We start from the raw sequence: 21,705 nt of genomic DNA on the forward strand, positions 1-21,705 counted from the left end.
ATGCCGGTTTTCGGTCATCGGCTGCTCTTGCTCGGCAGCCTTTCGATGTTGCCCTGGGCGTCGGTCCAGGCCGAACAAGCGGCGCCCAGCGCCCTCACGCTCGACGCCACCACCGTCACCGCTCGCCGTCGCGAGGAAGACCCGCAACAGGTGCCGATCCCGATCAACGTCCTCTACGGCGAGCAACTGGACGAGGCCGGCCTGCACCGGCTGCAAGACATCCAACAGCGGGTGCCCGGCCTGGTGGTCTCCGGCCACGACGCCCGTTACGCCGGCTTCGGCCTGCGTGGCTTCGGCGCGACCGCCTACAACGATGGCCTGGAAGGCAGCGTCGGCACCTACGTCGATGGCGTTTACCAGGCGCGCCAGGGCATGGCCTTCACCGAGTTGATGGACATCGAGCGCATCGAAGTGCTGCGTGGGCCGCAAGGCACCTTGTTCGGCAAGAACACCACCGCGGGCGCGCTGAACATCATCACTCGCCAACCAACGTTTCAGCCCGAAGCCAACCTCGAAGCCAGCTACGGCGAGCGCGGCCTGCGGGAATATCGCGGGACGGTTTCCGGGCCGTTGCAGGACGACGTGCTCGCCGGCCGACTCAATGTTTTCGACAGTTCCACCGATGGCTCCGTGGAAAACCTGCAAGACGGCGCCCGCCTTGGCGACGCCGACAGCCATGGCCTGCGCGGCCAGTTGCTGTGGACACCGACCCCGGACTTCAGCGCCCGCCTGATCGCCGACTATGCCGAGCAAAACGAAGCCGGCAACGTCCTGCTGGTCAATCACTACAGCCAGCAGACCCGCAAGCGCGCCCAGTTCCTCGGCTACCCATTGTCGGAGCCCGACCCTTACAAGCGCGAGACACGCATCGACGCGCCGGGTCATCCGCAAACCTTGCAGAACGGTGTGTCACTGGAGTTGAACTGGGACCTGGACGAGGCAATGCGCTTGACCAGCATCACCGCCTACCGCGACTGGGACTACCGCGCCACCCGCGACAGCGACAGCACCGCGCTGTCCGTGGCCCAGTCCGAAACCGAGCTGGGCCACCGGCAGTTCAGCCAGGAATGGCGCCTGTCCGGCACGGTCGGTTCTTCCGTCGACTATGTGGCCGGGCTCTATTACCTGCGCCAACAGCTCGACCGGGAGATCGACGCCGAGTTCGGCAAGGACGCCGCGCCCTGGTTTGTCGGCGATCAACTGGAGCAGTTGCAAAAGCTCTACGGCATCACCTTCACCGATCCGAAACAAGTGCCGGCGATGCTGCTGGACGGCGCCCGGCAACGCTATGACGGCGAACAGAAGGGCGACAGCCGAGCCATTTTCGGCCAGCTCTCCTGGCGCCCGATCGACCCGCTGGAGCTCACCGGCGGCCTGCGCTACAGCCAGGAGCGCAAGGACGGCTGGGTCTCCCGCGACGTCAGCAACCTCGCCCCGCTGACAGGTTTGCCGCCGGTGTTCCAGGCCGGTGGACAGTTGCTGCGCGACATCGCCCTCGGTGGTGCTTATTACCGCGAGGATTCGATAAAAGAAAACAACGTCTCCAGCCTCCTCAGCGCCAGCTACCGCTTCAGCGATGGAGTGATGGGCTACGTCAGTTGGTCGCGGGGCTACAAGGCCGGGGGCATCAACTTCGACGTGGTCGGCCCGTTCACCGCACCCACCTTCGAGCCGGAGCGGGCCACGTCCCTGGAACTGGGCATGAAGACGCGTTTCTGGGATGAGCGCGCATTGCTCGACCTCGCCGCCTACCAGACCGATGTTGACGACTACCAGGCGCTCACCTACAGCCCGCCGACGTCCATGTTCGCCCCGCCGCTGCGGGACAACCTGATCAACGTCGGCAAGGTTCGCCTGCGCGGCATCGAGCTGGATTCCGCCTGGCAACTCACCCCCCGACTCACCGGACGCCTGGGCCTGGCCTGGAGCGATGCGCGCTACCGCAGCTTCCCCAACGCCCCGTGCCCGCCGGCCTCGGGCCAATGGACCTGTGACCTCAGCGGCGACCGCCTCTACAACGCGCCGGAATGGAACCTCAGCAGCGGCCTCGACCACACCCATCCGCTGCCCTATGGGCTGGAAGCCTTCAGCGGCATCGACTACAGCTTCCGCACCGGCTACTCCGGCACCCTCGAAGGCGGCGAAGGCAGCTATCAACCCAGCTACGGCCTCACCAACCTGCGCCTGGGCCTGCGCAGTCAGGACCGCGCCTGGGAAGTGGAAGGCTGGGTGCGCAACGTCTTCGACCGCAACTACATCACCGCCGTCTATTCACTGCTCGGCGCCGGTGACTATGGTGTCATGACCGGCAGCGAACGAACCCTTGGCACCACCGTCAGGCTTCGCTATTGAGCGAAATAAACCGCGTCGGACAAAACGCCAGACGATTGCCGCCGGCCTTTTTCGACAGGTACATCGCCTTGTCCGCCTTGCTGATCAGCCCATCGACCTCCTGCCCATGTTCCGGAAAAAACGCCACGCCGATACTGGCGGCAATCTCCACCGTTTGCGCACCGATCACGATCGGCGCATTGGCCGCCGCCAGCATCCGCTTGAGCAACGGCTCGCTGTCCTCCACCGCCTGCAAATCCACCAGCCCCGCCACGAACTCATCGCCACCGAGCCGCGCCAACGTATCGCCTTCACGCAACGTGGCATTGATCCGTGTCGCGACAATCTGCAACACCCGATCACCCCAGTCATGCCCATAGCTGTCGTTGAGCGCCTTGAACCCATCGAGGTCGATAAACGCGATGGCCACTTTCTGCTGATAAACAGCCGCCTTGCCCAGGGCCTGGCGCATCCGTTCGGTCAACAGCAACCGATTGGGCAGTTGCGTGAGCGCGTCATACCGAGCGTCACGCTCCAGTAACTGCAGGCGCTGCTTCATCTGCGTCATGTCGCTGAACAACGCCACATAGTGCTGAACGTTCCCATACCGGTCGTGCACGGCACTGATGCTGATGCGCGACGTCATCTCCCGGCCATCCTTGTGATTGCTTTGAATTTCACCAGACCAATGCCCGTGGAAATCCAGCGCATTCTTCATCGGCGCATAAAACGCCGCGAGCCGACGCACCATGCGATGGGAATTCAACTCCCGGCCCTGCACCTCGTCTTGGCCGTAACCGGTCAGGCGGGTGAAGGCCTCGTTCACGGCGATGACCCGACCGTACGGGTCAACCAGGATGGCCCCTTCCCGAGCATGGCTGAACACCGTTGCGGCCAGTTCCGGGCGCACGGTGTCGAGACGACGGTCCAGGGCGCCTTCGTCGCGGGTGGCCGGCCAGGTCTTGTCCTCGAAGCCTTGTTGCGCCAGGTAGCGGACCAGGGAGGAAAGCGCCCGGTGCAGGCGGGCCAGGGCATTCGTGGCGAGGCTGGAATCCAGGCAGTAGCGACGGATGAAGGTGCGTAGGTTCATGGGGGCACACGGTGCTCGGTTGCAGCGCTAGGGGGTGTGGAAAGAAGGCATTATCGAGGTAGGGATTTGTGGGGGGCTTTGCTGGAGCGGATGGAGGCTTTGCGGGAAGGGATGGAGTGGAAAGATTTTTTGCGTGGGTTGTAGGAACGTCAGCCGTGGCTGTCAGTCATTGGGCGACGGCAACTCGCGAGCCTACCTCTCAGCGCAGTTGGGAATGGGGTTTCGATGCGACCTGGGGCGGCGATCTAGAACGGGTGGCTGGCAGCTGCATCAGTTAGCACTGGGGCAGGCCGGCGACTTCCATTTGCGAAAAGCCCACCCGCTAAGACAAACTCCCCGTCTTCCCAGACTCGATAAGGATGCGAGCATTGAAGTTTGAAAACGGACAATTTTCCAGCAGCCATGGAATTATCTTCAGTGTTTCGCGCTTCACCCTGTCAGCCGATGAAAGAGGTAGCCTCAGGGAGCTGCATTTTGGTGAAGCTAAAGCCGCCCACTATGAAGTGAGCAACCGGGTGGTAGAACTCTACGACAAAATGCTTGCCAAGGATTTACCCTGCCAAATGATGGTCGGGATCTCCAAACCCTTGACCCGGCAGCAGGGGGATTTACTCAACGCCCAACGAATGAGTATCGCCAACCTCACCAGCGGTGTGTTCGCCGCAGCGGCAGGCAAGTTCATGCCTGCCGCGGTCATCCCTGTGGGATGGGTCGTCCGCGAGTTCACTCTAGGCAAATTGCCGACCTATCACGCCGGTGATGTCATCGTCAGTCTGGATGCGCAGGTCAGCGGTGGCATAGGTCCGCAACACTCAGGATCCTCCATGATCATCAAGACTCAGGGCGGCTAGGACTATGAACGAATATGGCCTATACGCCCTGGCGTACACAGTGTTCCTGTTGTTGTTTTTCTATATGAAATCCTACGGCCTCAGGAAATGGCTAGGCATTGCCCTGGTCGCTCTGGGGTTTGCGAGTATTTTTGCGCTGCCATCTTTCATCTCCGGTTTTGACCTGGGTATCGTCTCGACCAGTGCAATTGGCATCGGAGCGGCACTGTTTTTTAGCCGGGGCCGGTATATGGCGTGAACCATTGGCGCTGGAGCAAGCGGGTGAGGTGGTGCCGACCTAGGCACTCTCAGTTGGATCTTATGAACCCGTGCCGTCATGGACCAACACACCCGCGCCATATAGCTAAACTCTCTACTTAATCTTTGACCAGATAGGGGTTAGGAGACGCTGATGTTGATTCGGCGTCACCAGCTAAGCACGAGTGGAGTAGCGACCATGAATTACGACGACACTTTGATAGAGGAAGCGGTGCTTGCCTTGTTGGCAGCCTTCAGCTCCGATGAAGGAAACGCGTGGAAAGGTTTCGACTTCGAAGTCATGAACCGATTGCATGAACAAGGCCTCATCAGCAATCCGGTAAACAGGAACAAATCGATCTGGTTGACGGCTGAAGGGCTGGAACGAGGTCGCCGGATTGCCGATCGGTTGTTTGGAAAAGAGAGTTGAGGGTGCGCTTCGCCCCGCGATCCCTCGCCGGAAGCCACGGCTAACCCTGTCGAAAGCGTGGCTTCCGCTAATGGCATCATCAGTGGTCTGGTCTTCTGACTTGGGTCGAGAGTTACAGCTGACATCCAGAGCACGATCGGATCCTACGGCCAAAGCGGCCGCGTACAATCTCTCGCAACCTTCGTGATATCAATGTTCGGCTGGGTTCCTGGTCAGTGCTGATCCATGGCATAGCGGCCGCAAATGTGTAGGGCTTGACAGGTCAGGGATACTGAAAGCAATGCCGCGGTTAACGCGATGTGTCTATCACGACTCAAGGTGTCCTATGCGCAATGAAGAACTCAAGATAGTGTTCGACCAGCAAGCTGTCAGCTACGACAAGCAATGGGAAGGGATGGCGCCGATTCGCGCCGCCCTCTATTTGTTGCTCGAGTCTCAGTTCACCGGTCTGCCGGAAAATGCCCGGATACTCTGCATAGGCGTTGGTACGGGGGCGGAACTTGCCCATCTGGCAGAGCGCTTCCCCGGCTGGCATTTCACTGCTGTCGACCCCTCGGGCGCTATGCTTGACGTCTGTCGTCAGAAGGCCGTTCAAAATGGCTTTCTTGCACGCTGCCATTTTCACGAAGGCTACCTTGACACGCTCGCCGCCGAGACCAGCTACGACGCTGCTACCTGCTTGCTGGTATCCCAATTTTTGTTAGACGGAGGCGCCCGCACTACGTTCTTTCACGAGATTGCCCGCCGCCTTAAACCTCACGGAATATTGGCGAACGCTGACCTTGCCTCTGATACCGAATCGCCTGCCTATGAGGTGCTGTTACGCAGTTGGCTGACATTGATGTCCTCCGATGGTCTTCGGCCAGAAGGGCTGGAGCGAGCGCGTACTGCCTACGCCAGGAATGTTGCGATCCTGCCTGCGCAACAGGTCGCGGGCCTTATTAAGGCCGCCGGGTTCGACGCCCCTGTGCAGTTCTTTCAAGCGGGATTAATGCACGGATGGTTCTGTACGCGGCAGGCCGATCTGAAGTGAGTTAGACGCGCTGGTTGAAGCCGCCAAAATACTCCTCAGTCCTATTCAATACAGACGATTTGAATGATGCGGTTGTTGCCATGAATAGTCGTATGCGTCCACTCTTCTATCGTCTTTATCTGCTGTGGTGACAGGTCGTAGACAAAGCAAAAATCTTCAGGTTTTGTCCAATCCATAAGCACGGCCAACTGGTCCATATATGCGTTGGGGACTTCTACTGTCTGAATTAACTCTTCAGTCGTTATGTCGAAAATTTCAACCGTGGGCTTGATTGTTCTACTTTCCTTGTCGGATCGGCAGGTTTGGTTTGTTCGCCAGTTATCGGATCGTACTCCCAAGATGTTTACCTTTTTTTGTATATGGCTCTACAGCACAATGACGTGAGTCCTATTCAGTCTGCCCTTGTTCCAATAAAGTACTCCAATCCATCCGGAAATTCGATTTTCAGCAGTTTTGAAATCTCGTTTATTTGGCTTTTCGTAAGCTCCAGCTCGCCGGGCTCGATTTCTTCGAGAGGCTTTGCTTCGGTTAATTGAGCTAGTGCTTGCATTAAAATCTCATCTCTAATAGATCTTTGAAATTGTAAAGAGTCGTCATTTCTTTCATCTGGATAGAAGCCTGTTATTGATAAGTATCGCATCTGTCTACTCTCCTAGTTATCTGGGGGTTTTTCTGCCAGGCTTAGCAGGCTTGGTCTGTTTGCCTGATATATGATCGAACTCTCCAAGGTGATTGCCTAGCTTGTCATATTTTTCTACCGCGGCGCTTTTTGAGTCCCATTCGTAAATTCTCCCTTTCTTATCCATCCAACGAACTCTGCGTTTTCCTCCTCCCTGAACAGAAGACTTGGATTTCACGACAGTGGCATCTGGAAATGCAGGTAGTAAATCGGGCGCATCGTGATATCGATGGTCCCCAGGCAAACTCACCACAACATAAACCGGCCGAACCCCCGAATCCGCCGGAAACACCAGAATGAAATCCCTGTACTCCGGCGGATAGATCGGGTCGACGATGATGCTGTCGGCCACCGGCGTCGGGGGATAGATCCAGATGTTAGGTGCCTGTGGCGCCGCTTCCAGGGCAGGGATGCCGAGGGTGTCGGACGGGTCGGTGGCCGGGGTCCAGATCAGCTCGATGCCATCACCCAGGTCGGCGACGAATTGATCGGCCCGCGGGGTGAATTGGACAACATCGACCATTTCCCAATCGCGGTTCTGTCCGGTGTAGAAGCCATACCCCTTGAGACTGCCGTCGGCTTGCTGCTCGATGCTCAGGCGCATGCGGCTACGGGCTTGCTTGAGATCGCGTAGCTGGTCTTCGCTGTAAAGCGCGCTGTCGCCCAGATTGGACGGCCAGAGTAGGGCGACGATACCTGTCAGCAGAGCTGCACCGACGGTGCTGCCGGCGGCGGCAGCCGTGGAAGTTGCCGAACCGCCCAGCGCGAGCCTGCCCAAGGTAGCGGGTACTGTGCCAGCGCCGATCCGCTTGAGGGGGATCGTGCCGGATGGGTCGGCGCTCCTGCCGCCGAGCCACATGAGATCGCCGTACTGCTTGACCAGATCCGCCGGGACGTAGCCGTTGGGGTTGTTGTAGTCGATGATGCCGTTGGGGAGCTTGCAGCTCTTGGCAAACACGCTTCCGGTCATGCTGGATAACGGCTTGCTATCCACCGTGGCCCAGCGCATTTGTTCGTAGGCTGCCTGGCGGGCAAGCATGGCTTCATAAGCCTGCTGTAGGGCGTCGCGCTCGGCCAGTTCGCTGGCGCTCATGTCCCGATAAGTGAGGTGATGCCCGTCACCGCCGGGCGGGTTGCGAACCTGGGGGATGTCTTTTTCGCGTGTCGCCACGTAGTGAGTCTCGTCCGCTAAATGCAGGGCAGACGCTAACGCGGGAAGAGAGGGGCGCGATGTAGGAGGTTTCTTGAAGTGGTTGTTCCGGTTTCCTCAATACAGGTAGGGCTGGCTGTTGAGGGGCGGAATAAGCTGAAGCGTCAGCGGGGGATGTCAGTCATTGGGCGGTAATCAGCCTGCATCTGAGTGCTACCAAAAAAAGATAACACTCTCTAACCCGTTCGGCGCGTTGCCACTCCCAGCATTTTGTCCCCCTTGCTCTTTAGTGCCGTGGCTTCTCTCTACACGCGAAGCAGGAAAATTCGCTGCTCGACCGGGAGTCATTTAATATCTCGACCTCGTCCAATACGTGGTCTCGTCCATGCAGTCTCTCGAAAATGCGCTGCTTTCCTACGCCACACAGCACTTGCCATCACTTCCCCATACCTATACCTGGACGTTCGATACCGCTCTCGTCCACCATTCATTCAAATGGGAGATCGATGGCTCGAACTGGTACGAAAAAGCGCGCGCCCTGAAGCGACATGTTGCCCAGGAATGGACCACGTCGCCCGAACAACGAATGGCCCTCGCAGACTACGCGGTGCGCGTGTGGGGAGGTATTGGGGGAAATAAGCTCGCAACGATGCAAGGCTACGTCCAGACCGTGTCACAGGGGCGGGTGCCGGACAAGCACAACGGCATCGCCTCATGGTCGAAGGTGGCGGCATTCTCGAATCCAACCGAACACGCCATCTTCGATGCGCGGGTTGCATTTTCCCTGAACGTTCTACAGGTGCTTCACAGCGATGAGCAACGCTGGTGGTTTCCGCACTTGGCGGGTCGAAACACCCACCTCAACGCCTGTTGGCCCCGCTTGAAAACCCAGGCGCGTGAACAGCGCTGGATTCGAATTGCGACGACCGATGTCTACTCGACTTACATCCAGTTGCTGGTGAACGTCTCCCGAAAACTGGATGTGGAGATCGGTGACGTGGAGATGCTGCTCTTTTCGAAAGCGGAAGATTTTGCCGGGGCGTTCAACGAGGCCTATCCCCCGTCCTGACGACCAAAGCACCCCGGCACTTATCGAAAGGGGACGGCAGGCAGTTTTCCCGTGGCGAGGGAGCTTGCTCCCGCTGGGCTGCGCAGCAGCCCCAAAACCTCCCCGCCCGGCAGACCCCGCTACGCCAGCACAACCCGACCAAACCTGGCGTTGTCATCCTGCGGCGTAATCGCCAGCAACTGATCAAGGCGAATCTCTCGGCGACCTTCCGCAGTTTCCACATCAAGAAACTCCTCCCGCGTGGTGGCGGTGCGCGTGGTGATCGCACGGGCGGTCAGGCGTTGGCCGTCTGTCAGTTCGATGTCCAGCGTGTAGCCATACAGGCAGGCGATCTCCAGGTAATCATGCAAGTCGCAGTTCAACGGTTGATAGGTCTTCATCTCAAGTGACCCCCAAGGGAGCGAGCGGACAGGTTAGGGCGCTACCTGTCCGTCGCAAGATTAGAACTCTGAATCAGAGCAGTCGCTTCAACATAACTTGCAGTTGCTGGTTACGCGCCTCATCCAATGGGAAAACCGGCAGGCGCGGATCGCCAACCTCCAGGCCAAGACTGCGCAAACCGGCCTTGATGGTGGCGGGCAAACCGCCCTTGAGGATGAAATCCAGCAACGGCAATTGACGATAGAACAACGCCCGGGCCAGGCTCAGGTCGTTGGCCAGTACGGCCGCATACAGGTCGAGGTTGAGCTGCGGGATCAGGTTCGGCGCAGCGGTGCACCAGCCCTTGGCCCCGGCCGCGAAGGCCTCCAGCGCCAGTGGGTTGCAACCGTTGTAGAACGGCACCTGGCCTTCGCCCAGCAACTGCAGCTTGTGCATGCGCTGAATGTCGCCAGTGCTTTCCTTGACCATGGTGACGTTATCCACCGCGTTGAAAATCCGCAGGATCAACTCCACCGACATGTCGATGCCGCTGGTGGCGGGGTTGTTGTAGAGCATGATGGGCAGGTCGATGCTGGCGCCGATGGCCTGGTAGTGCGCGAGGATTTCCGCCTCGCTCAGTTTCCAGTAAGAGGCCGGCAACACCATCACCACATCGGCGCCCTTCGCCTGGGCAAAACGTGCGCGGCGCACCGCCTTGGCGGTGGTCAGGTCAGACACGCTGACCACGGTCGGCACCCGGCCGGCGACGCGGGCGATGCTGAACTCGCTGACCTGGTCCCACTCGGCGTCGCTCAGGTAGGCACCTTCACCGGTGCTGCCCAGGGGCGCGATGGCATGCACGCCGCTGTCGATCAGACGGTCGATGGACCGGCCCAGTGCGTCCAGGTCCAAGCCCTGGCCGTCGGTGGAGAAGGGCGTGATGGTGTAGCCGATGATGCCGTGGATGTTGGGGGTAGACATGGCTTCGCTCCTGGTGGGTTCAGTTCAAGCAATCGGCGTGTTGGCGCAGGGTCTGCCGGACGAAGTAGTTGAAGGCGGCCGCGTGGCGCTTGGGGCGGGCGATCCAGTCGTGGGCTTCGCGGCCCAGGTGAGGCAGGATCGGTTTCACCTCGCCGGCGGCCATGGCCAGCAATTGCAGCTTCGCGGCGCGTTCGATCAGTTGGGCGATGTTGCAGGCTTCTTCCACGGTGGCACCGGTGGACAACTGGCCGTGGTGGGAAAGCAGGATCGCGCGCTTGTCACCCAAGGCACCGGCGATCAACTCGCCTTCCTCGTTGCCCACCGGCACTCCCGGCCAGCCCTCCAGGAAGGCGCAGTCGTCGTACAGCGGGCAGAGGTCCATGTGGGAAATCTGCAGCGGCACTTCCAGCATCGACAGCGCGGCGATGTGGGTCGGGTGGGTGTGAATGATGCAATTCACATCCGGCCGGGCGCGGTAGACCCAAGTGTGAAAGCGGTTGGCCGGGTTGGGCATGCCATGGCCCTCCAACACCTCGAGGTCTTCATTGACCAGCAACAGGTTGCCGGCGGTGATCTCATCGAAGCCCAGGCCCAATTGCTGGGTGTAATAGGTGCCCGGTTGCGGCCCACGCGCGGTAATCTGCCCCGCCAGCCCCGAGTCGTGACCGTTCTCAAACAGGATGCGGCAGGTCAGGGCCAGCTTTTGTCGTACAGTCCACGTATTATCCGGCAGTGTTTTCTGCATCTGATTAACAGCATGCTGGACCAACTGGTCCTTGGGCGTCGCCAGTGTCTTGCTCATATCCGTTCTCCTGATTCGTTCTTTGACCGTTCTTGATCCGCGTCATGGAAGCTGTGAAAGGAAGGTGCTAATGACACTAAATAGACTATATGACACAAAGTGTCATTTGCAATCGCAGATTGTCCGTTTCTCTGGAAATGTTGGTTACCTATGTCCATTCGCTTGAAATTGCTCAGGAAAAAACTCGGCATGACACTGGACGTCCTGGCCGAAAAAACCGGGATGACCAAGAGCTACCTGTCCAAGGTGGAGCGGGGCTTGAGCACGCCCTCCATCGCCACGGCGCTCAAGCTCGCCAAGGCCCTGAGCGTGAAAGTCGAGGAGCTGTTCTCCGAAGAAAACGTCTCCCTCGACAGCTACAGCCTGGTGCGCAGCGAAGACCGCCAATCCCTCGCGGCAAGCAGCGGCAGTTCCGAATACGCGGTATTGGCCCACCAAGTGTCCGAGCGCAGCCTGCTGCCCTTCATCCTCTACCCGGCCGCCGAATTCACCGCCCATCACGCGTTCAAGGAACACACCGGAGAGGAGTTTCTGTTCGTGCACGAGGGCCAGGTGGAAGTGGACTTCATGAACGAGCGCGTGCTGCTGAACCGCGGCGATGCCCTGCATTTCAATGCGCAGAAACCCCATCGCCTGCGTTCGGTGGGGGATGTTCAGGCGCAGTTGCTGGTGGTGGTGCACAGCGATGAGTCTGGGGAGAAGGGCGAGGGCGCTTAGCGGTTCCCACTCACAACGCATTCAGGAAGCAAACCACCGTGGCGAGGGAGCTTGCTCCCGCTGGGCTGCGCAGCAGCCCCCTCCAATGACCGCCCCGCCACAGATCTTCCGACGACCTCAATTGAACGGCATCGGACATCTGCTCGGCCCAGTCGAATGGCATCTGTCAGTACAGACCGACAGACAACGGCGACGAAGCCTCGCCAAGCCACAGCGCCTTGCGCCTTTGCCTACAACTACGCCAGAATCCGCCGGCTTGTGCGCCTGGGGTTGCGTCGGTAGTTTTGGACCTGTCACTGATGGTCAGTGATCGGGTTTAGCAGCTCGCGGTGAAACAGGTTGTGCAAGGCGTCATCCAGTCAGGATTCCCCATCCTGCACTTGATGGTGGCTGTGCGCAGGGCGTCCCCGGACGCGCCGGTTTCTTGTTTCCCCGGTCTGCTAACCTGCGTACAGCTGCCTCCCATCGTTTAGCAGCGAGCGGGTGATGGCTCCTACTACAGGAAGCAAGACGATGGTAAAAGTTACTCCGAACCCTCCTGCGGCAGATGAACCTACATCCCGTGCCCAGTCCGCCCGCAACAAGAAAATCGACGACGCTGCCACTCGGGCGTTGGATTACTACCTGAAGCCCAAGCCTAAGGGCGAAACGTCTGACAAGTCCGACTCCATTTTACGGATTGATCCGGGGGTTGATTCTGAGTGTTTGCTTGCGAATCTCAGTGAGAATCTGGCTTCGGCGAATGCGATGATTAGTGATTTGGCGTTTGATTTGGATGGTTCGAGGCGGCGGGTTGCGTTGGGGATTTTGCAGGTGATTGAGGTGAGTGAGCTGTTGGCGAATCGGGCGTTGGATATTGTTGAGGTGAGGTAGGGCAACAGTATTACGTGCTGCCTGGATTGGAAAAAAAGGTCTTGCCCAGCAAGGCCTTTTTTTTGCCCGAGGGAGGTTGAGCGCTACAGCAAGCCCAAGGCCCCAAAGGTCCGAATTCTTCATTCATGCGATCTTTTCTTCTGCTAGATGAGGTGTGACAAATTTTTGCAGAGCAGCAGTGGCGTTTTGCTGCTATACCTGAGTCGAGTATAAATGGTGCGGTGCAGACAGGAGTTCAGGATGAAGATTCTTGCAGGGTTGATCGCGGGATTGATATTAGCCATTCTTGTTTCGAGTGTTGTAGCCATTGCCGGGGCGGCATCCACGAGAGCCGCTGGAGGTACTGGCGCGATTTTTTTCTTCGTAACGTGGATCATTGCATTAGTAATAGCTGTCTCCGCTCCCTCTGCTGGCAAGGCATGGCGCCGACTTTTGGTCACCTCGGGCGTCGCTGCGTTCATGCTCCCCTTGGCTGGTATTGTTTTTACCGGAAGCCATATCGCGACCAACATTAGTGGCGCTCATTCAGGCGCGGAAACCGCAGGGGCCGCGATTGGTGGCACCTTGGTGAGCGGTTTTTTGGGATTCGTTGGCTTTTTCCTGGGTGTGATCTGTCTCATCGTCGGTTTGCTGGTTGGTCGAGATAAACAAGTGATTTACATTCAGGCGCCACCTAACTCCTAACAGGTGAAAAAGTCCTTTTTTTGCCAATAAATAGATTCATGGCGAATTTCGTCGCAAAAGCGGAGGGCATAGAACTTTTTTTTGCTCCGTTTTGTTGGATAAGTATACGGGGTTGTTTATTGAAAATGAGAGGCTTGATGAAAAGGATGTAAGCGCGGAAGTGTAGGTTTTCACTAAGTTAAATAATATTGTGAAAGAGTGGCGATGTATACTGGGCAGCGCTAGAGTCAAGTAAGCTCCGATCGAAACTGCAGCTATAGTTATTTATGGAAAGATTAGCATGAACAATATTTCAGCTGTTGAGTTCGATTGTTTAAGTGTTAATGGTTTGTATGCTGGTATTTGGCCATTTTTCTCTGATGGGCTTTTTCCTTCAGAGATATTCTCTTCAGAACATTTGTATGATGTAATTTTTAATTTGTGGCCTAAGCATTTTAATTGCCCTGTTGTAACAGTGCGGCAGGCTATAAAGGCTCACTTGAAACGTTATGCTCCACTGTCTTTGAAAAGCGTGAATCGGGAACAAGTCGAGCGTGATAGGGCGATGGTCGAGGCATTTGCTTTCAATCATACGTCACGTATAAAAGCCAAAGAAATATCTTTTCATCGTGAGGATAACGTAAATAGGTTTGGGAAGAGTCGAAAGAAGAACAGTGTCTTAGAACCTGATAGCTCCTTTGGACAATTGGTCGCTATTAGTTATCAGTCGGATCCAGAGTTAAAAGCTGTATTTGATTGGTTTTTGGAATGTGCACAGCCGAAAACTATTCATGAAAGAGAGCGGTATCTGACTGGTTCGCTTCTTGAAAGCGGATTGAAAAAAAATTTATGCCCAGTCGAAGTTGATAGTGTCGAATTTGCCAGAATGGTCCTGCTATACGCTTCTTTGTCTAAATCATTAGACGAGAAGATACTTTTGGTAGAAACCGCAGAGTCGTTAGGCTGTAGTCGGCTTGGATTGCTGCGAAAGTTTAACGCCGCTGAATCAAATTCCAGCAGTTATGATGATGTTCTGCCGAATGTTGAGTTTCCTAAGCTTTTTCGAAGCGCTTCAAAGAGTATACTTGATTGGGAGGTGGACTCTGAGTCACTGCGAGTTGTAGAGGAATTTGACTCTCGTATTTCTGAATTCTCTAGATCAAATGAGCAAGTTGCGGAGTTTGAGTTTGAAAGTCTAACTGATCTGATTGTTCTTTCAGAGGAAAGGTGGAAGCCTCTATTGTTCGCAATTCAAGAGGCCCGGGACCTATCTAAATCTATCTTAAGGTATCGCTCTGAAATACGCGAATTAGAAGCGCAGCGGTGGACGTCGCTTTTCAAAAGATTAAACATTGAGGCTGTTTGGTATAAACATTCTACGGGTACAGATGAAGAGCTAGTTTCCGGGTTTTTATCCGTTTGTCGCGCTAATAATTCAATAGCGGATCTGAATCCATCTTTTAATAAAGTCGAGGTTTGGAAGAGTTCCTTCACCGGGACTCCAGGGTTAGCGGAGATTGAAAAACTAATTGAATTGGCAAGCGCTGAGGTTGGCGATAGATCGGCTCGGGCTGTCTATAGAGAAGAGTGTTATGATTTTATAAAGAAAATGGCCCCGCAGGACATCGGGCGATATATGAGCGGCCTAAGCGGGGTGGAGTTAGGAGCTCTTATAAATATAAATGATAGATCCTGTTGGCTTGTAGAAAGCGCGGTTCTTCTTAGGGCGGCTCTCGATAAAGAAAATATTATCCCGTCGTCCGTGATTGATGTTGTCTTAGCTGCGGAAACAGTAGAAAAAAGAAGGGCGCTTCTAAATTTCGTTGATCCCAATTCAGCAATTGTTCATGAAAGTATCGCATTTCGTAGAGTCATTGCAGTAGAACGGTTTAGAGATATATTCTTATTTGAGCCAGTAGCTCAAATACTCGACCCGTCATCTGGTTTGAGCGATATTGAATTGGTTGGTCGCAATGTGATCGATATTGCAGAATTAATATCAATCAACTCAAGCCTCTTACTAACAGGCACGGATGTCTCTCGCCTCCTACGGCAAGGGTCCTCAGATAAGAGAGCGTCCGCTTCTCTAGTTGAGTTTGCAAATACACCAGTAACCATGCGTGGTAATTTTCGTAGGCTTAAAGAAAAAGCTAGAGATAAGCTAATTAAACTTACTTTCAAAAATGACGAGCCAGTGCCAAAACTGGTGCTAGCGTTGCTTGAAGATATTGAAAATGGTGTTTTTTCGGATTCTCTCTTTTTTGAACTCCAAGAGGAGCGTGCTGATGATAAGTTGGAACAACGTCACCGAGAGCAACTTACTAGATATGTGGCGCATATGGAGCGCTTGCTGAAGGACTTTATCTCTGAAGTACAACATCAGCCGGATGCTAGACTAAAAAGTGTCAGTGCAAAACTGAAGAGGTTAGTTCGTCAACTAAGGTGTTCAGATGAGGTTGGGTCCCTAGAATGGTTGGAGGGGCAATTTTTAGAGGTTATAAGTAATACTGTAATAGGTAACAATGTTCCCACTCTTCGTGGCAAGGGTGATGCGATAAACGACAGCCCATGGACATCTGAAAATACTTCGTGGGCTACGGATTTTATAGAGTTACCTGAATTCTATTTTGAATCTCCGATTTCAGTTTGGGATGTAGGCATTTCATCACTTTGCTGGCATGGGAGCTGTGGTGAGCCTAGTGGATTGCAAATCGCTAGTAAGTTGCTTGAGTCCTTAGAGTTTCAAGGTGCTATTAAGTTTGCAATTGAGCTGGGCGATGATGATGTAAGGGGTTTTGTATTAAGTGCCGTAACGCCGAAAGTTGACGCGATGAATAGAAGAGTAAGTGCTCTTAAAAATGAGTTCGATAAAAATATCCTTGAAGGTATTGAGGAATACAAATTATTCTGCTCTTCATTAGAAGCTTTTGACTTGGATTCGGCTGCGGAACACTTAGAGCTGTTAGAGTTGCTTGCTATGGAGCTAAGCAAAGAAAGCTCACCTGATTCAAAGGTTGGCTTAGAAAGACGAGGCAATCTTTTGAAGTTCTTTGGAATGGTAGGTGTAACATTCGACGAGCCATTGCCAGGGAATTTGCAACTTGAGAAGTTGTGGTTAAATCTATTAGCTGCACACGTCTCCGAGCGCATACATTTAACTGTGGTGGAGAAAGCTTTCGATACAATAGATAATGCCTCAGAAGGCTTGTCAAAAGTGATTTCAGCGTTTGTAGAAGGAAATTGTGATCCGGAACGTTGGCTGCCAGCTGATACAGCCGCTGATTTCTCAGACTTCATACGAGAACCCTCGTCTGTACTCGCGTCGTGGGCTAAATCAGCACCTATGTATATTCTAGCCGAGCAGCAAGCATCATATGTTATTTGCGAATGGTTCTTGGATTTTGTAATTGAGCGCTCTAGGTCTATTCATCAGCTAGAAGATGCGGATAGCTTGAGTTCTGCCATGGATCGAGTTTTTGAAGTGTCCGCGATTATCGTAAACTCAGCGCGGCCGGCACTATGTTTAGCGCAGCTTGTTGAAAGTGGCGAACTGATGGGGGAATTAGCCGGTTTTGCTTCTGATAATAGTTCAATAGTTATTGAAGGCCCCTCAAAAAACTTTAGTGTTCAGCATAGCTCTATTGAGAGTGCTTCTTATAATTCCGATATTGTGGTGGAGATCGCGGCAAGTATAAGAAATGAACTGTGGGAAGCGGCAAGCAAGTTGTGTGAAGAAATCAATAGTAATGAAGGTGGGGAGTCGTCAAGTCTATTTGGTATGGGCGAAGTATTTATTGCTCTTGCGGACTCTTCCGAAATGCCAAATGCTCTGATTGTAGACAAACTGCCCTTGGCTGCAAATTGGCTATCTACACTTAATGAGTTTACTTCCCTACTTTCAGAGTCTAAGCGGGTTGATCTTGCCTATAGAGTTCTTACGGGTGCAATTGCTGCGGATAGTGGCGAGCAAATGGCTCGTTCGCCTACTGCGAATGGCGGGTGGACTGAAATACTAGGTCGTTCATCCCCATTTAGAAAAATGTTGGTCGGCGGTGTTAGCTATCGTGTTGAAAAAGTTTTAGAAGCTTTTCTAACGGGATGCTTAAGTGTGCAGGTGGCTGAGAGGCTTTGGGATGCAGCGACTAAGATCAATGACCCGCATCTCTACCGAACTCCGCTTCTTACGTTTCTTTATGAGCGCGGGGCATCTGAGGCATTAAGCCGACTGGCAGCTAAATACGATCCAGGGATTTCTGCTCGCTTATCACAGTTGTTTGAGTTACGACTGGTCGCATCAAATAGGTCCGATTTGATTCCTGTGGCCCAATCTGTTGCAGATCAAATTGTAACTGCCGCTAAGAGTGTGCCCTTTAGAACTTTTGTTAAAGAACTCCCGGCGGCGGCGCAAGTTGTCAAACCAAGTCTATTTGTTGAGGGGGAAGGGGACTTATGTTTAAGGGATTCGTCAAAAGGAGCGGTGTTTGAAATACCAATAGTGGTAACTCCCAATGGATTGGTACCGGTCAGGCTTGAAGCAGCGCTGTTTGATGGGGATGACGTTTTCTTTGAAGAAGATATATTGCGTACCGAATTGTCAGGCCGGCCATTATATTTTCCGACTGAATTCACACTGAAAGTGAAGTTTGGTTCCTCTTGGTTTTCCAAAGGGAGTAATCCACGTGATAGCCTAAGAGTCAGAATTCGAGCAAAAACACTAACCGATGAAGTCGTCGTTGAAGATATCATTTGTAGAGTTCGCTCGTTCGATTCAAAAAGTCAGGGGACTACAAATCTCAATACTGATACGTTGTTGGATATATATCCGGGAGTTAGTAATACCCCCGCCGTAGAGGATGCCTTTATTGGTAGGCATGACGAGCTGGAATGTTTGAATCAAGTCCTTGTTTCCGCTCGTAGACCCAGTCCTGTATTGCTAACGGGAATGCGGCGCATTGGTAAAACATCGCTTTTATTTGCGTTCCATAACCGATTGCGTCAGCCCGGCAATTCCACAGCTATCAGTTTTTATCTGTCTCTAGCTGAGAGGAGAGTCGAATTTGTTGCACATGATCGCTCTGTTTCGGCAACTATTTTTCGAGCGATTTCGCATGGTATCGTCCGACCTAATTTATCCACGACGGACCAGAACCACGCATTATGCACACGCATTCGTCAAAAGTTTGATGGAGACTGGAAAACAGCAAGAAAAGCTATTCAAGAGTGTTTTGATGAAGAAAGTTTGTCGGGCTCGCTTATTGCCTTAAGTGAAAAGATACTCGAGTGGGTAGGGGCACCAGCAGAACGCTTTATTCTTCTAATTGATGAGGCAGAAGCACTAGTCGCGCCCTATCAAGCTGGGGGAAATAAAAAATTAGAGCTGGAGCAGCTACTCCAAAGTCTTCGTGAGGTCTCGCAAACAACTGGGGCTATTGGGATATTGTTGTCCGGTAGTAACCACATAAATATTTTTGCGAGGGAGTATAAAAATGCCTTTTTTGGCAGCAGTCAAATTATTGAACTCGCCGGCCTGAAAGATGCTAAGGAAGGCGCAGCATTAATCGCTCCTTTACGCGTCAATACATTTGTGCAGTTCGACTTGCCCGCGATTGAATATGCGTTTTCGCTGTGTGCAGGCATGCCCCAGTTTCTTTGGCAGGTTGGCGCAACTGTTGCTCACTTAGTGAGGGCAGGTGCAGCTACTAAGAGGGATGTCAGAGTTGCGATAGCTGCTCTTGTCGGCGAAAAGAAAACTGAACTTCCATTTAAGTCATATGAAATTCTGGAACCGATAGATAGCATGCTTGCCCTCGAAAGTGCTCGAGAACGTGATCTTCTATGGATGTTGTTGTATCGAATTGCTAACGCAAGTTCGCTTGTGGCCGAAGATGCAACTGTTCCATTTGTAATTGATCATGCGTTAGCGGCTTTAGACGAACGCTCAGCATGGACTCGGCGGTTGAGATCACTAGTGGATCTGAAAATTTTACGAATGGAGTCGTCTTCAACAGTTAGATTTCAAGTGCCGCTATTTGCTGAAGGCTTTAGAGCAAAAAAATATTGGCAGGAATATAATGTTAGGCTTCAAGGAGTCGCACTATGAGAAGGGACTGCAGATGGTTTTCTGAGCGAGCGAATATAATTTGGTCGGCGCAGCCTGCAAGGTCGATGTTGCTCTTGGTTCCACAGGGTTGTGATGAAACGGAGGCATCGCATCTGGTTCGACAATGGACTATAGCTAACTTCAGGCTGCCCTTAGCGTATGATAAGCACGTTCCAGTTTGTATTAGTTTGACTTCTGATAGCATGCAATCCTGCGCGCATTTCGCTAGTACATTTGCTAAACGTCTTTGTCGTCCGTTAAAAATTGAAGTTGAGACTGATCCTGAAGATTACCCAACGGATATAATTCAATTGGCGGTCGAGGCACTGCTTGGTGCAGGCTATTATCCTATTATAATTATTGAACGATTCCACGCTTTTGCCTTAATTCGTGACCCTGGTATGACTTCAGTCCTGTCTGGGATGCGTTCTCTTGAACATGCTGGTCAGCTCACGACTCTTTCTATATCTCCTCTAACGTATACTATGATTCGAAGAATGATGAAAGAAGGACAGCCTTTTCTAAACTCGGTTTATGGTGATAATCACGATTTAGCATTTATTTCTCCTCTCTCTAGAGAGGATTTTGTTATGTACGCAACAGATCGAGGAATATCTAATTCCCGTGCAAATTGGCTTTATAGTCGTGGGGGCGGGCCCGATGTTGTTTATAGCACCCTAGTTGATCTCTCATACTCTCCCGATGCTCAAATTATTGAGCGATGTATTGATCGAGTTAGTGACACGCTTGATAGATTTTTAGAACGATCATTCGCTGCCGGTGATGAAAGTCAGGAGTTATTGCTTTCCACTCTGGCAGTTGGAAGGCTATTGAAACAGCAAGTGGCATTTCTGACTAGCAACCCTCTTTCGCCATTTTTGATAAAGAGGTCCGCGGATGGAAATATAGTGTGTAGTTCCCAGATTTTGGCCAGAAAAATTTTAAGGCGAGATCAACCCAAATGGTCTCAGTATGGTTTTTGTCTCGACGCGCTTGCCAATGGTGAATACATAAAGGCTGGGGATATTGCAGGGTGTTTGGATGACGAAGATTTAAGGCTCACTGCTTTTAAGAACTTGGTTTTGCTTCGTTCATCTCTTTATTCTCGGCCCGGTCTCGGCTTGCTTGGTATAGACTGGGTTTTGGTTCGCAAACTGTCAGACAGTCTTGTGAATATAGATGCGCATATGTCTCCGGCTATCATAAGTTGGGTAAAAATGGTGTCGGATTGTGCTGGGCTTATTGTTGATTTTGGGGCGGGGGCAATAAATCGTTTGCAAGTTGATGCTCTAACTTCTTTGGCGTCAAATGGTGATGTTAGAGTTGCGGTTTTGTTTATGATTTTTTCATTTGTTAAAGAGGTTTCTTTGCTGGAGTCTCCATCGGAGCGGATTCTTCATTTGGTTAATATTCCAGAAGCTATATTACAGGCAATAGCATCTGGTTTTTGCAATATTGATTACCGTAAGCCGCCGGAGTTATTTCCAACTGCAGATTATGATGGTTTTTTTGGTGGGGTTAATAAGTTTTCAACCCCGGCGTCAAGTCAAAAAATGACACTTGCTTCGTTATTGGTTGTTGTTCCAGCATTACTTTCGTCTAATGATATAAAAGGTTGCGATGCTTTTACAAAAAAGGAGGTAATTCGACCATTGCAACAGAAATTGGTGGATTGTGTTAGAAATCCGGCTTCGCATACCATTGTGGAATTTCTAGAGAAGGATTCTAAGTTTTTGCAGGAGTTATGTTTTGATTGGGTTGGGGCATGGATAAAAATGGAGGGGTATGGAGATTTTCAAGAGTTGCCATTGATTGCGAATATTCCGACTTCGGAAAATATTGCTGCTCTCTTGGTGGGTTGAATTCCTTCGAAAAAGGGGAGCTTGATTGCGTTTTAATCAGCTAGGGTCTAAGTTATCGTGTTGTGTTTGTAAGCTCACTGAGATGCGGGTCACCAATATGGTAATTGTATTTATTATAGAGCTGCTAGTTGTTTATTGAATACCTTTCAGGTAGCCATCCAGCAGGATAAGTGAGGGTGTCAAGCTGTTTCATTGTCTGCGTAGCACCGAATTCTGTCGCCAAACGATATAGTTCGCGCCCCATCACCGTATCACTACCCACAACGCCAAATCCAAACACCGACCAATCATTCCTATGAATCCCATTGCGGAGAGGGGACGGATTTATTTTCTTTTGCAATAGATCGACAACTTATCCTTACCTTTGTTCTGAAACGACAGTCATTACGGACCCTCTAACCACAGCTATCCAACCCCGCCCACACTAGCCGCCCCCCAATTCACGCCTAACATCTCACCCCCCCCTATTACTGCGGC

General features: G+C 52.8%; 17 protein-coding genes. 11 read left to right on the top strand and 6 right to left on the bottom strand.

What is annotated here, in order from left to right; translation table 11 throughout:
* On the top strand, positions 1-2,352 hold the full coding sequence (locus IB266_RS13550) for a TonB-dependent receptor (protein WP_192261506.1): 2,352 nt from the start codon (positions 1-3) through the stop codon (positions 2,350-2,352).
* On the opposite strand, the gene IB266_RS13555 is transcribed toward IB266_RS13550, so the two are convergent.
* Positions 2,336-3,421 (bottom strand): sensor domain-containing diguanylate cyclase, encoded by a 1,086-nt coding sequence (locus IB266_RS13555; protein ID WP_192261507.1) that lies wholly within the window; start codon positions 3,419-3,421, stop codon positions 2,336-2,338. The two genes, IB266_RS13550 and IB266_RS13555, sit on opposite strands and share 17 nt — an antisense overlap.
* 368 nt (positions 3,422-3,789) lie before the next feature.
* On the opposite strand from IB266_RS13555, the gene IB266_RS13560 reads away from it, so the two are divergent.
* From IB266_RS13560 to IB266_RS13575, 4 genes are all read left to right on the top strand, one after another.
* Positions 3,790-4,272 carry a hypothetical protein gene (locus IB266_RS13560; RefSeq protein ID WP_158455798.1) on the top strand — a complete coding sequence of 161 codons (483 nt, stop codon included), beginning with the start codon at positions 3,790-3,792 and terminating at the stop codon, positions 4,270-4,272.
* Between the two features lie 4 nt (positions 4,273-4,276).
* Positions 4,277-4,510, top strand: coding sequence for a hypothetical protein (locus IB266_RS13565; RefSeq protein WP_158455800.1), 234 nt, complete (start codon positions 4,277-4,279; stop codon positions 4,508-4,510).
* 198 nt (positions 4,511-4,708) lie between these two features.
* A complete protein-coding gene (locus tag IB266_RS13570) occupies positions 4,709-4,939 on the top strand; it encodes a DUF6429 family protein (protein ID WP_192261508.1) in 231 nt (76 codons plus the stop codon).
* Between the two features lie 325 nt (positions 4,940-5,264).
* Positions 5,265-5,972 carry a class I SAM-dependent methyltransferase gene (locus tag IB266_RS13575; RefSeq protein WP_192261509.1) on the top strand — a complete coding sequence of 236 codons (708 nt, stop codon included), beginning with the start codon at positions 5,265-5,267 and terminating at the stop codon, positions 5,970-5,972.
* Positions 5,973-6,363: 391 nt separating this feature from the next.
* On the opposite strand, the gene IB266_RS13580 is transcribed toward IB266_RS13575, so the two are convergent.
* A complete protein-coding gene (locus IB266_RS13580) occupies positions 6,364-6,612 on the bottom strand; it encodes a pyocin S6 family toxin immunity protein (RefSeq protein ID WP_158455806.1) in 249 nt (82 codons plus the stop codon).
* A gap of 16 nt (positions 6,613-6,628) precedes the next feature.
* Positions 6,629-7,822: an S-type pyocin domain-containing protein gene (locus tag IB266_RS13585; protein ID WP_192261510.1), complete on the bottom strand. Its 1,194-nt coding sequence runs from the start codon at positions 7,820-7,822 to the stop codon at positions 6,629-6,631.
* A 364-nt stretch (positions 7,823-8,186) separates the two neighbouring features.
* Between IB266_RS13585 and IB266_RS13590 the strand changes: the two genes are divergently transcribed.
* Positions 8,187-8,870: a hypothetical protein gene (locus IB266_RS13590; protein WP_192261511.1), complete on the top strand. Its 684-nt coding sequence runs from the start codon at positions 8,187-8,189 to the stop codon at positions 8,868-8,870.
* Positions 8,871-8,989: 119 nt separating this feature from the next.
* Here the strand turns inward: IB266_RS13590 and IB266_RS13595 are convergent, their stop codons facing one another.
* The 3 genes from IB266_RS13595 to IB266_RS13605 form a co-directional block, all read right to left on the bottom strand.
* Positions 8,990-9,250, bottom strand: coding sequence for a Rho-binding antiterminator (locus tag IB266_RS13595; RefSeq protein WP_192261512.1), 261 nt, complete (start codon positions 9,248-9,250; stop codon positions 8,990-8,992).
* 73 nt (positions 9,251-9,323) lie between these two features.
* Entirely contained in the window at positions 9,324-10,211 is an 888-nt protein-coding gene (locus IB266_RS13600) for a dihydrodipicolinate synthase family protein (RefSeq protein WP_192261513.1), read from the bottom strand.
* Between the two features lie 19 nt (positions 10,212-10,230).
* Positions 10,231-11,013: an aldolase gene (locus IB266_RS13605; RefSeq protein ID WP_192261514.1), complete on the bottom strand. Its 783-nt coding sequence runs from the start codon at positions 11,011-11,013 to the stop codon at positions 10,231-10,233.
* Positions 11,014-11,163: 150 nt separating this feature from the next.
* Here IB266_RS13605 and IB266_RS13610 point away from each other — a divergent pair, with 150 nt between their 5' ends.
* The 5 genes from IB266_RS13610 (at position 11,164) to IB266_RS13630 (ending at position 21,228) form a co-directional block, all read left to right on the top strand.
* Positions 11,164-11,730 carry a helix-turn-helix domain-containing protein gene (locus IB266_RS13610; RefSeq protein ID WP_103311147.1) on the top strand — a complete coding sequence of 189 codons (567 nt, stop codon included), beginning with the start codon at positions 11,164-11,166 and terminating at the stop codon, positions 11,728-11,730.
* Between the two features lie 513 nt (positions 11,731-12,243).
* A complete protein-coding gene (locus IB266_RS13615; RefSeq protein WP_192261515.1) occupies positions 12,244-12,603 on the top strand; it encodes a DUF6124 family protein in 360 nt (119 codons plus the stop codon).
* Between the two features lie 240 nt (positions 12,604-12,843).
* Complete coding sequence (locus IB266_RS13620) at positions 12,844-13,287, top strand: hypothetical protein (protein WP_192261516.1); 444 nt, start codon at positions 12,844-12,846, stop codon at positions 13,285-13,287.
* A 280-nt stretch (positions 13,288-13,567) separates the two neighbouring features.
* Positions 13,568-19,366, top strand: coding sequence for an ATP-binding protein (locus IB266_RS13625; protein ID WP_192261517.1), 5,799 nt, complete (start codon positions 13,568-13,570; stop codon positions 19,364-19,366).
* Positions 19,363-21,228, top strand: coding sequence for a hypothetical protein (locus IB266_RS13630; protein ID WP_192261518.1), 1,866 nt, complete (start codon positions 19,363-19,365; stop codon positions 21,226-21,228). Before IB266_RS13625 ends, IB266_RS13630 begins: the two co-directional genes overlap by 4 nt.
* Positions 21,229-21,705 lie beyond the last annotated feature (477 nt).

Source organism: Pseudomonas sp. Pdm06 (assembly GCF_014851795.1).
Lineage (GTDB): Bacteria > Pseudomonadota > Gammaproteobacteria > Pseudomonadales > Pseudomonadaceae > Aquipseudomonas > Aquipseudomonas fluorescens_AA.

What these genes read in the sequence shown, in the direction of transcription:
- IB266_RS13550 (WP_192261506.1), top strand. Translation starts at nt 1, where the DNA reads ATGCCGGTTTTCGGTCATCGGCTGCTCTTGCTCGGCAGCCTTTCGATG.
- IB266_RS13555 (WP_192261507.1), bottom strand. Translation starts at nt 3,421, where the DNA reads ATGAACCTACGCACCTTCATCCGTCGCTACTGCCTGGATTCCAGCCTC.
- IB266_RS13565 (WP_158455800.1), top strand. Translation starts at nt 4,277, where the DNA reads ATGAACGAATATGGCCTATACGCCCTGGCGTACACAGTGTTCCTGTTG.
- IB266_RS13570 (WP_192261508.1), top strand. Translation starts at nt 4,709, where the DNA reads ATGAATTACGACGACACTTTGATAGAGGAAGCGGTGCTTGCCTTGTTG.
- IB266_RS13575 (WP_192261509.1), top strand. Translation starts at nt 5,265, where the DNA reads ATGCGCAATGAAGAACTCAAGATAGTGTTCGACCAGCAAGCTGTCAGC.
- IB266_RS13580 (WP_158455806.1), bottom strand. Translation starts at nt 6,612, where the DNA reads ATGCGATACTTATCAATAACAGGCTTCTATCCAGATGAAAGAAATGAC.
- IB266_RS13590 (WP_192261511.1), top strand. Translation starts at nt 8,187, where the DNA reads ATGCAGTCTCTCGAAAATGCGCTGCTTTCCTACGCCACACAGCACTTG.
- IB266_RS13595 (WP_192261512.1), bottom strand. Translation starts at nt 9,250, where the DNA reads ATGAAGACCTATCAACCGTTGAACTGCGACTTGCATGATTACCTGGAG.
- IB266_RS13600 (WP_192261513.1), bottom strand. Translation starts at nt 10,211, where the DNA reads ATGTCTACCCCCAACATCCACGGCATCATCGGCTACACCATCACGCCC.
- IB266_RS13605 (WP_192261514.1), bottom strand. Translation starts at nt 11,013, where the DNA reads ATGAGCAAGACACTGGCGACGCCCAAGGACCAGTTGGTCCAGCATGCT.
- IB266_RS13610 (WP_103311147.1), top strand. Translation starts at nt 11,164, where the DNA reads ATGTCCATTCGCTTGAAATTGCTCAGGAAAAAACTCGGCATGACACTG.
- IB266_RS13615 (WP_192261515.1), top strand. Translation starts at nt 12,244, where the DNA reads ATGGTAAAAGTTACTCCGAACCCTCCTGCGGCAGATGAACCTACATCC.
- IB266_RS13620 (WP_192261516.1), top strand. Translation starts at nt 12,844, where the DNA reads ATGAAGATTCTTGCAGGGTTGATCGCGGGATTGATATTAGCCATTCTT.
- IB266_RS13625 (WP_192261517.1), top strand. Translation starts at nt 13,568, where the DNA reads ATGAACAATATTTCAGCTGTTGAGTTCGATTGTTTAAGTGTTAATGGT.
- IB266_RS13630 (WP_192261518.1), top strand. Translation starts at nt 19,363, where the DNA reads ATGAGAAGGGACTGCAGATGGTTTTCTGAGCGAGCGAATATAATTTGG.